Source organism: Arthrobacter sp. P1_B4, assembly GCF_056406555.1.
In genome coordinates, this window is sequence record NZ_JBFTZW010000005.1 from 117,937 (window position 1) to 127,222 (window position 9,286).

General features: G+C 68.2%; 11 protein-coding genes. 6 read left to right on the top strand and 5 right to left on the bottom strand.

Annotated features, from left to right (window positions below):
* Positions 1-29: 29 nt before the first annotated feature.
* The gene (locus AC1D1W_RS04355) at positions 30-824 is read left to right on the top strand and encodes a sulfite exporter TauE/SafE family protein (RefSeq protein WP_028277113.1); all 795 of its coding nucleotides are present in this window, start codon (positions 30-32) and stop codon (positions 822-824) included.
* Between the two features lie 66 nt (positions 825-890).
* Here the strand turns inward: AC1D1W_RS04355 and AC1D1W_RS04360 are convergent, their stop codons facing one another.
* Both AC1D1W_RS04360 and AC1D1W_RS04365 read right to left on the bottom strand, forming a co-directional pair.
* Positions 891-1,331, bottom strand: coding sequence for an SRPBCC domain-containing protein (locus AC1D1W_RS04360; protein WP_279294156.1), 441 nt, complete (start codon positions 1,329-1,331; stop codon positions 891-893).
* Positions 1,332-1,375: 44 nt separating this feature from the next.
* On the bottom strand, positions 1,376-1,711 hold the full coding sequence (locus tag AC1D1W_RS04365; RefSeq protein WP_476943031.1) for an ArsR/SmtB family transcription factor: 336 nt from the start codon (positions 1,709-1,711) through the stop codon (positions 1,376-1,378).
* Positions 1,712-1,936: 225 nt separating this feature from the next.
* Between AC1D1W_RS04365 and AC1D1W_RS04370 the strand changes: the two genes are divergently transcribed.
* Positions 1,937-3,349, top strand: coding sequence for a pyridoxal phosphate-dependent decarboxylase family protein (locus AC1D1W_RS04370; protein ID WP_476943025.1), 1,413 nt, complete (start codon positions 1,937-1,939; stop codon positions 3,347-3,349).
* Here the strand turns inward: AC1D1W_RS04370 and AC1D1W_RS04375 are convergent.
* From AC1D1W_RS04375 to AC1D1W_RS04385, 3 genes are all read right to left on the bottom strand, one after another.
* Positions 3,346-4,425: an aminoglycoside phosphotransferase family protein gene (locus tag AC1D1W_RS04375; RefSeq protein WP_476943026.1), complete on the bottom strand. Its 1,080-nt coding sequence runs from the start codon at positions 4,423-4,425 to the stop codon at positions 3,346-3,348. The genes AC1D1W_RS04370 and AC1D1W_RS04375 overlap by 4 nt on opposite strands.
* Before the next feature lie 86 nt (positions 4,426-4,511).
* Positions 4,512-5,240, bottom strand: a complete 729-nt coding sequence (locus tag AC1D1W_RS04380; RefSeq protein ID WP_028277118.1) for a VIT1/CCC1 transporter family protein — start codon at positions 5,238-5,240, stop codon at positions 4,512-4,514.
* A gap of 79 nt (positions 5,241-5,319) precedes the next feature.
* Positions 5,320-6,513, bottom strand: coding sequence for a DUF4439 domain-containing protein (locus tag AC1D1W_RS04385; RefSeq protein WP_476943027.1), 1,194 nt, complete (start codon positions 6,511-6,513; stop codon positions 5,320-5,322).
* 105 nt (positions 6,514-6,618) lie between these two features.
* On the opposite strand from AC1D1W_RS04385, the gene AC1D1W_RS04390 reads away from it, so the two are divergent.
* From AC1D1W_RS04390 to AC1D1W_RS04405, 4 genes are all read left to right on the top strand, one after another.
* Positions 6,619-7,236: a ribosome maturation factor RimP gene (locus AC1D1W_RS04390; RefSeq protein WP_028277119.1), complete on the top strand. Its 618-nt coding sequence runs from the start codon at positions 6,619-6,621 to the stop codon at positions 7,234-7,236.
* Positions 7,236-8,216 carry a transcription termination factor NusA gene (nusA, locus tag AC1D1W_RS04395; RefSeq protein ID WP_018774503.1) on the top strand — a complete coding sequence of 327 codons (981 nt, stop codon included), beginning with the start codon at positions 7,236-7,238 and terminating at the stop codon, positions 8,214-8,216. Before AC1D1W_RS04390 ends, nusA begins: the two co-directional genes overlap by 1 nt.
* 157 nt (positions 8,217-8,373) lie before the next feature.
* Positions 8,374-8,829 carry a YlxR family protein gene (locus AC1D1W_RS04400; protein ID WP_308197235.1) on the top strand — a complete coding sequence of 152 codons (456 nt, stop codon included), beginning with the start codon at positions 8,374-8,376 and terminating at the stop codon, positions 8,827-8,829.
* Between the two features lie 152 nt (positions 8,830-8,981).
* A partial coding sequence (locus AC1D1W_RS04405; protein ID WP_476943028.1) for a translation initiation factor IF-2 N-terminal domain-containing protein occupies positions 8,982-9,286 on the top strand: 305 nt, incomplete at its 3' end.

A 9,286-nucleotide genomic window follows, 5' to 3' on the forward strand; every position in this document is an offset into this window, starting at 1 on the left:
TGCCGCGCCGTCCCGGGCCGCACTAGGCAATGGTCTCCGGACTCGAATCGATCCAGCTCGGAACTGTCATCCTGATCGTCGTGGCCGGCCTGGCGGCCGGATGGGTCGACGCCGTCGTCGGTGGCGGCGGGCTCATCCAGCTCCCGGCGATGCTCCTGGTGCCGGGCATCAGCCCGGTCCAGGCGCTGGCGACCAACAAGATGGGCTCCATCTTCGGTACCAGCACCAGCGCGGCCACGTACTACCGCCGCGTCCGGCCCGACCTGCGCACCGCCCTGCCCATGGCAGCGATCGCGCTGGCAGGCAGCTACGGCGGGGCGGCGCTTGCTGCCAACCTGCCGGCCAGCGTGTTCAAGCCGATCATCGTGCTGGCGCTGATCGCCGTCGCGCTCTTCACCGCCTTCCAGCCCGGCATCGGTGAGCTGACCAAGCTGCGCCACGAGGGGCACCGGCACTACGTGGTGGCCTGCCTGATCGGCGGCGTGATCGGCTTCTACGACGGCCTGATCGGTCCCGGCACCGGATCGTTCCTGATCATCGCCCTCGTCTCGGCCATGGGCTACGCCTTCCTGGAGGCCAGCGCCAAGGCCAAGATCGTGAACGTGGCCACTAACGCCGGCGCCCTGCTGTTCTTTGTTCCGCACGGCGCCGTGCTGTGGGGGCTCGGGCTGCTGCTGGGCATGGCGAACATGGCCGGCGGCTACCTCGGTGCCCGGACTGCGGTCCGGCAGGGGAGCAAGTTCATCCGGATCGTGTTCCTGGTGGTGGTGGGCGCGCTGATCATCAAGCTCGGTTCCGACGTCTGGCAGGACAACCTGTCCTAGAATGGCGCGGCCCAAACATGGCCCTTCACGGACAACCGAAGCGGCCTCTGGTAAACCGCGACCCTATTAGGCATCGAGGCGGTAGCGCGCTTCGTACACCGGGTTCAGCTCGATCCATCGGCTGCGCCACTCGCTGGATTCCAGGCCCGCCTCGTAGCTGATCAGATCCTCGATGTGCACCTGCCAGCCCGCTCCATAGGCCGCGATTTCGCCGAGCGGGAGACCGCGTTCCTCAACAATCAGCCGCGTGCCAGGTCCCTCGGGAGTCAGTACCGCCTCAATGACCGTTTCCTCCTCGCTGCCGGGCGACATCGTCACGGTCAGCCGGCGCGGTGCCTCGCACAACTCGACCCGTCCGGCGCCTTCCCATCCGCTCGTAAAGACTGCCGTGAACGCCCCACCGGGATGTAGGTCGCCATCGACCCGGGCGACCCACCGGGCGAGGCGCGTCGGGTCGGTCAGCGCCGTCCACAGATCTGTGGCCGGCGTCCCGAAAAGCGAGTCCATCCGTACAGCGCCCTTCCCGTCACCGAGCGAGCGAATGCTTCCTATCACGCTGTTTGGCTGTGCCATTGTGTCGTGCTCCTCTCCTCGCGGTGACCCCGCGAGATCTCGGTATGCAAAGCGTTTAAGCGGCCTTCCCACAATGTGCGGTACGGGCCGAGCCAAGTATCCAACTCTGCGAGTGGCTCCGGCCGAAGGCTGTAGATGCGCTGCTGTGCCTGTGAGTGCACTTCAACGAGCCCGGCCTCGCGCAACACGCGGAGGTGGCGTGAGACCCCCGGGCGAGCGATCGGCAGTGCGGCCGCGAGTTCGGAGACCGACGCCGGCTGTCGGCGCAGGTGCTCGAGAATTTTGCGGCGATTCTCGTCTGACAAGGCGTGCATAACGGCTTCCACGCCTTGAAGGTACCCGTCCGGTTACGTACCCGTCAAGGTACATTGAGGAAATTGCGGCCTCCATCGCGGGTGGCCCCCGAGCTGCATTCTCTTTCATCACTCGTTCCACCATCCCCTTAAAAAGCCCAGGGCCGCACTGGTGCACGCGCCAACTAGGTCCGCGGCACCCGCATGGGACTCCCGGTCCGTTGGCGCCGGGCGTAGCATGCAGCTATGTCGGCAAGTGAGGAACGCTACCGGGATGCCCTCGACGCCGCGGCCGGGCACGCACGCCGGTGGCTTGAGAGCCAGGAGACACGCCGGATCGGACCGAAGGCGACGGCGGCCGAGCTCGCGGCCGACTTCGGCGGCCCGTTGCCCCCACACGGGATGCCGGCCGCGGATGTGGTGGACTATCTCGCGGCCAAGGCCGAACCCGGGCTGATGGCCATGCCGTCCGGGCGGTTCTTCGGTTGGGTCATCGGCGGCACACTGCCGGCCGCCCTGGCCGCGGACTGGCTGCTCAGCGCCTGGGACCAAAATACGGGGCTGCGTTTCGCCACGCCCGCCACCGCCGCCATCGAGGAAGCCGCCGGCAAATGGATCCTCGAGCTGCTGGGTCTTCCCGAGGAGTCCGACGTCGGCTTTGCCACCGGTGCCACCATGGCCAACTTCACCGGGCTCGCCGCCGCCCGCTGGCGGCTCATGGCCGATGCCGGCTGGGACCTTGACGGCGACGGCCTCGCCGGTGCGCCCCGGATCCGCTGCTTCGCGGGCCAGGAGCGCCACGAAACGATCGACCTCGGCCTGCGCTATCTGGGCCTCGGGCACCCCACCGTGGTGCCCTCCGACCATCAGGGGCGCATCATCCCGGCCGAGCTGGACTGCGCCCTGGACCTTGCGCTCAGCACCGGGGAGGGCGGCCGCCCCGGCCCGGCCCTCGTGTGCCTGCAGGCCGGCAACCTGCATTCGGGTGCCTTCGACCCCTTCGCCGAGGCCATCGCCGTCGCGAAGGCGCACGGCGCCTGGGTTCACGTGGACGGGGCGTTCGGGCTCTGGGCGGCCGCCGTGCCCGAACTGTCCGCCCTGACCGCGGGACTCGGCCTGGCCGATTCGTGGGGCACAGATGCGCACAAGACCCTCAATGTCCCCTACGACTGCGGGATCGTGATCGTGCGCGACGCCCAGGCGCTGCGGTCGGCGATGGGGCTGCACGCCAGCTACCTGATCCAGGCCGCCGACGGGGCCGGAGACCCGTCCCAAAGAGTGCCCGAGCTCTCCCGCCGGGCCCGCGGCGTGCCGGTGTGGGCAGCGCTCAAATCCCTGGGCCGTGACGGTGTCGCCAGCCAGGTCCGCACGCTCGTGCACCGGGCCGCGCAGCTGGCCGAACGGCTCGGGGCGTTGGACGGCGTGGAGGTGCTCAACGACGTCGACTACACCCAGGTGTCCCTGGCGTTTGGCGACGACGCCGTGACCCGGTCCGTGACGGAGAGGGTCATGGCTGATGGCCGGGTCTGGATGTCCGGGTCACGCTGGCAGGACCGCGATATCCTGCGGATTTCGGTGAGCAACTGGAGCACGGACGACGCCGATGTCAGAGTCGCCGTCGACGCCGTCCGCGACGCGCTGGCGGCCGTGCGGGGCTAGCCGCCAGCTATCCCGCCAGCTTCCCCGGGCGTCGGGAGTGACTGCGGGGCGGGCAGGCCGGGAAGCGTCCGGCCGGCCAGCGTGCTCGCCACCCACAGCGATCGGGCCAGATCGCCTTCGTGATGGCGCTGCGAGGCATACCAGAGGGCGTTCTCCACCTCGCGCGCCAGACTCCACTGCCGGGCGGCCTCGGCGTCCAGACCGGCGGCCGCACTGAAATCCGCGCACCGCGCGAGCAGCGCCCGCCCGGGATCCTGCTGGGGCAACTCCCGGATCCTGTTCCACAGCACCGGGGCCACGGCGAACTCCGCCTCGCCGACCATTGGCTGGGGATCGATCGCAGCGTACTGTTCCGGCCCCGCCGGTGGGTTCCGGGTTGCCGGCTCCGGGACGCCGGGCCGGGCCAGGACGTTCAAATAGTGCAGGTCCGCATGGACCAGGACGTCCTTGCCGGACCGCCGGCCGACGGCGCCACGGGTCTGGCAGACCTCCAGCGCCGCCTCGAGCAGCCAGCGTGGGAACGGCCGCCCGAGGTGTTCCCACGCCTCCGGGAAATCATCGCTCCACTGCTCGGCCCGTGCCGCCACGTGGTCGATTTCCCGCCACTCCGGCCGGCTGTCCGGGACCACGCTGAGCTGGCGGACCACGCCGCCCCACACCGTCACCGCTGTGTCCAACGGGACATCCAGGAGGGAGCGGCAGGCGTCCAGGCGCTCCAGGAGCAGGGCGCAGGAACCGGCGTCGGCGGCCAGCAGCCTGACGGCGCCGTGGCCTCCCCACAGGGCGAGGGCGTGGTGTTCGCGAGTGGCCTCCTCGTGCGGAAAAGCCAGCTTCAGCACGGCTGCCTCGCCCTTGCCTTGGGACCCCTGCCTGTCCCGGCGCCGCACAGGAATGACGACGCCGCCGTGCCCGTTCCAGGGAAGGGCCCCCGGTTCCAGATCCGGCTCCAGGTCCCACTGGTCGAGGAATCGCCCGATCAGGTCAGGAAGTGTCGCCAGCCAGGTGCGTCCCGCAGGGGTACGGGCGTACCGGCGGGAAAGATCAGGCGGGATGGGGACATCTGGGATCGCGTTCACGGGACCTATCGTAGGGCCGGAGGGGTCGCCGCCGCGTTGGCCTGCCCCAGGCGGACCTCGGATGGTTCCTCTGGGACCGGGGGCCTTTAGACGATGCCGCTCGCGCCGAGCGCGTTGCCGATCGCGAACGTTGCCACCAGGGCAACGGCGCCGCCAATCACCACGCGGATCGCTGCTTTGAGCTTTGAGCCACCGCCAATCCACGCGCCCACGGCGCCGGTGGCGGCCAACGCCACGAGCACGGCCACGAAGGTCAGCGGAATCCTGATGCTTTCCGGCGGCAGCAGGATGGCCATCATGGGCAGGATTGCACCGGCGAGGAACGCGATGGCAGAAGCGAACGCCGCGTGCCACGGGCTCACGATGTCGGTTTCGTCAATATGGAGTTCGGCTGAGAGGTGCGCGCCGAGCGCATCGTGCGCCGTCAGTTCCTTGGCCACCGTCCGTGCGGTCGCGGGGCTGAGGCCCTTGCCCTGGTAGATCGCCGCGAGCTCCTCGAGCTCTTCCTCCGGCTGTTCCTCCAGCTCCCGGCGCTCCTTTTCGATCAAGGCGTGCTGGCTGTCCTTCTGGCTGCTGACGGAGACATATTCCCCGAGCGCCATCGAGATAGCGCCGCCCACCACGCCCGCGGCGCCCGCGAGCAGGATTGCTCCGGTATCGGTGGTCGCGCCGGCGACGCCGACGACGATCGCTGCGACGGAGACGATGCCGTCATTGGCCCCCAGGACGCCCGCGCGGAGCCAATTGAGGCGGTGTGCGATGTCATTGTGGTGCGGCTCGTTCTCGTGCTGGGTTGCGGCGCCGGTCGTTTCCATGCCTACAGCAAATCACCCGGGGCCGGGGCATGCCAGTATTCCAAGGCTTACCAAAATAAGCCGAGGCTTGCTCCGGCGTTCAGCCTGCGGGCTGCGACGGCGTTTCGCCCGCCGGCCGCGACGGCATCGACGCCCTGTCCAGGCCCGGCAGGGCGCCGGAATCCGCACCCCACTGCACCGCCCGTTTCGCAGACCCGAACAGTGCAGCGATGGCCCACTGCCGGGTCCCGCCCTCACTCAGCGCCACGAGGTCGCCATAGACCGGCAGGGTGGCGGCTTCCAGGTCGCCGAGGCCGGCGGCGGGGGAGGCCAGGAAGGACGGCGCCAGCGCGTAGCCCGCCTCGCGTGCTGGCACCGCGGAACAGTGCAGCCGGCTCAGGGATTCCACGGCGCCAAGGAGCGCGTCATGATGGGCCAGTTCCCCGGCCGCGGATTTCGCCGCGTCGCCGCCGAGCCGGGTCAGCGCCACCTGGTAGCCGTAGATGGTCTGCGCCTCGGCCCGCGCAGCCGACGCCAGGGCGCCGCCGAGGCTGGACGCGGCCGCGGATGGCTCTCCTTCGGGCTGCGCTGCTGTGGACGGTTCTGTTGCGGCCTGACGCTCTGTGGTTGGGGCCGTTGCTGACTGCGACGGGCAGGTGCCGGACACCTGCGGCGGGGTTACGTCGGCTGCCGGCGCCGCCGTTCCGGTGCCGGCGGCGAGGGCGGACGCCTGCAGCAGCTGAGCGGTGCCGACGGCGGCCAAGAGCCGTGCCATGCCGCCGTCGGCCTTGGCCGCGTCCGCGAGGCGCTGGCGGCCGCTGCCTGCCAAGGCCGCCACCAGCCCGGCGGCGGTCGCCGGAAGAGGTGCGGCGGACGCTGCCGGGGGCGTTGCCCGGCCGGAGGCGGAAGCCGCGCCGGCCGGGTCCGCAGGACTTTCTCCCGGTGCCAGCAGAGCTTGCGCCTGGAGTGTCAGCAAGGTCACAGTCCGGTCGATGGCGGGATTCCCGGCATCGGCCGGACGGCCATCAGCGCCCTCGGCCGGGCCGTCTTTTGAGTCGGCCCGGGCCGCGGTGCCAAGCTGGCTGCCGGCGTCCAGCAGTTGCCGGGTTTCGGCCAGTGCGGCGGCGCGCGCCTGCTCAGAAAAGGGTGGGATCGCAGGCTCCGGCGGACTGGCCGGCGTCAGGACCACGCCAAGGCTCACCACCACCAGGGCGAGGCACACCAAAAGCACATAGCGGGGGAGCGACCGGGGAAAGTGATCCTGCCATCGCTTTTCCCTGGTGTCGTCTTTCACAACAGACCATGTTGTCATGCCGGCCCGGAACTGCGTGCACCACGCCGCCCGGAAAATCGCTAGGCTAGTACACACAACATCATCTAGCGGGAGGCGGCCGGCATCATGACCAACGCAGAAGCCACGACTTCAACAGACCGGACCGGGACGGGAAAGGCTGAAGCCGCAACCGTTCAAAATGTCGAGGCCGAGCGCCTTCACGCACTCCTGGAACCCGCAGTACTGGCGAACCGGCTGTACCTGGAGGACGTATCCATCCATGTCGCCGGCGCCAACCGGGTGGTCCACGTAGTGGTGGACCTGCCGCAGGAGGAGACCGGGGGCGTCGGGCTCGACGTCATCGCCGAGATCTCCAAGACCCTTTCGGACACCCTGGACAACGACCCCAGCATGGACGCGCGCCCCTATGAGCTCGAAGTCTCTTCACCCGGCGTCGGCCGTCCACTGACAGAGGAGCGGCACTGGCACCGTGCCCGCGGGCGGATGGTCAACGTGAACGTGATCCAAGGCGACAACGTCACCGGCAGGGTCCAGTCCGTAGACGATGGGGGAGTCACCCTCGTTCCGGAAATCGCCGTCAAGAAGGGCATGAAGCCCAAACAAGGTGAACCCGTCAAGCTTCCTTTCGACAGGATCCGCAGCGGAAAAGTCGAGATAGAGTTCAGCCACCTCGAAGAGGCCGGCTTGGAAAAAGCAAACAATGGACCTTCTGAGGAGGCCTGATGGATATTGACATGAGCGCACTGAGACTCCTGGAGCGTGAGCGTGAAATCCCGCTGGATCTCCTGATTCCAACAATCGAGCAGGCACTGCTCGTGGCCTATCACAAGACCCCCGGCGCCTTCGAAAAGGCCCGGGCCGAGCTCGACCGCAAGAGCGGCCACGTGACCATCTGGGCCACCGAGATCGACGACGACGGCGCCCCGATCGGCGAGTTCGAGGACACCCCCGCGGGCTTCGGACGCATCGCGGCGAGCACCGCACGGCAGATCATCCTGCAGCGCCTCCGGGACGCTGAGGACGACAACGTGCTGGGCCAGTTCAAGGGCCGTGAAGGTGAGCTTGTCGCCGGCACCATCCAGCAGGGCAACAACCCGCACATGATCCAGGTGAACCTGGGCACGGTGGAGGCACTGCTGCCGCCGCCCGAGCAGGTTCCCGGCGAGAAGTACATCCACGGCAACCGGCTGCGCGCTTTCGTGATCGACGTCCACCGCGGCACCAAGGGCCCGTCCATCACGCTGTCCCGCTCCCACCCCGGGCTCGTCCGGAAGCTCTTCGAACTCGAAGTTCCCGAGATCGCGGACCGTTCGGTCGAAATCGTGGCGCTTGCCCGCGAAGCCGGCCACCGCACCAAGATCGCCGTCAAGGCAAACACGCCCGGCGTGAACGCCAAGGGTGCCTGCATCGGTGAAATGGGGTCGCGTGTCCGGGCGGTCATGACTGAACTGAACGACGAGAAGATCGACATCGTTGACTACAACGACGATCCGGCGACCTTCATCGCCAGCGCCCTCTCGCCGTCGCGCGTGAATTCGGTCACAATCACCGACGAAGCCACGCGTTCGGCCCGGGTGGTCGTTCCCGACTACCAGCTCTCCCTCGCCATCGGCAAAGAGGGGCAGAACGCCCGTCTCGCCGCCAAGCTCACGGGATGGCGAATCGACATCGTCTCCGACGCCGCCGTCAACACCGGCAAATAGCGCGGGCACGCAAGCGCACGAACACGGGCACCAACAGGCGCTGCGGGCCGCCATCGCGGCCCACAGCCTGTGTGCGCTCTCACGGGTTAGCCGTGATTTCCAAGCTGACCGGCATGCCTGGGTTCGGGACCCGGGCGCCGGAGGGGCTAGAATAGACATGACCGCGCCTCACGGCCGGTATCCGTGTGTCTTTGGCGCGTCTGGGTTTTTCCCGGATTCCCGGGACGCGGTGATTCACCAAGCAGTTGTACTGGCAGGAAGATACTCGAACGTGGCACATGTGCAACACCTCGGGAATCAGCCGCAGCGCACCTGTATCGGATGCCGACAAAAAGGATCGCGGTCGGAGTTACTCCGGCTCGTCGCCGGCGCCGGTGGTTCGTCCGCCGTCGTGGTGGATGAACGACGCCGGATGGCTGGCCGGGGAGCATGGCTGCACCCCAGCGAAAAGTGCCTGGCACTGGCGGTCAAACGTCGAGCGTTCGGCCGCGCCCTCAACGGCGCAGCCGGTACAGCCGATGTTGAACGCCGGATCACTGCCGGCACGGAAGCCGTGGGCACCCCGGTGGCCGCAGCAACAACCGTCCAACCTGAAAGCGGGTCAGAAAACTGATGGAAACCCGATGAGTTCCCAGCGATGAGTGCGCAACGATGACAACTTTGTTGCGCTCTGCAATGGGCCTTTCAGCTGCATTCGCGGCGGAGGCCCGCAGTAAGAAGTAGACGGTTCGTGCCTGGCTCGGTGCGGACCGAGACAGGAGAAATGTGGCCAAGGTCCGCGTACATGAGCTTGCTAAAGAGCTCGGTATTACTTCCAAAGATGCAGTAACCAAACTGCAGGAACTGGGCGAATTCGTTCGCTCCGCCTCGTCAACAATCGAGGCTCCCGTTGTGCGGAAACTGCGCAACGCTTACCCCGACGCCCCCGCAGCTTCGAAGTCAGAAGCTCCGGCGTCCGCCCCCCAGGCATCTGCCAGCCCGGCAGCGACCCGTCCGGCGCCTGCGCCTGGCCCCGCTGCGCCCACAGCGCCGGCGGCTGCAGTACCCAAGGCTGAAGCTCCGGCTCCGGC

Coding starts and splice junctions, on each gene's coding strand:
- AC1D1W_RS04355 (WP_028277113.1), top strand. CDS start 30: ATGGTCTCCGGACTCGAATCGATCCAGCTCGGAACTGTCATCCTGATC.
- AC1D1W_RS04380 (WP_028277118.1), bottom strand. CDS start 5,240: ATGGAAACGACCGGCGCCGCAACCCAGCACGAGAACGAGCCGCACCAC.
- AC1D1W_RS04365 (WP_476943031.1), bottom strand. CDS start 1,711: ATGCACGCCTTGTCAGACGAGAATCGCCGCAAAATTCTCGAGCACCTG.
- AC1D1W_RS04360 (WP_279294156.1), bottom strand. CDS start 1,331: ATGGACTCGCTTTTCGGGACGCCGGCCACAGATCTGTGGACGGCGCTG.
- nusA (WP_018774503.1), top strand. CDS start 7,236: ATGGATATTGACATGAGCGCACTGAGACTCCTGGAGCGTGAGCGTGAA.
- AC1D1W_RS04370 (WP_476943025.1), top strand. CDS start 1,937: ATGTCGGCAAGTGAGGAACGCTACCGGGATGCCCTCGACGCCGCGGCC.
- AC1D1W_RS04390 (WP_028277119.1), top strand. CDS start 6,619: ATGACCAACGCAGAAGCCACGACTTCAACAGACCGGACCGGGACGGGA.
- AC1D1W_RS04400 (WP_308197235.1), top strand. CDS start 8,374: ATGACCGCGCCTCACGGCCGGTATCCGTGTGTCTTTGGCGCGTCTGGG.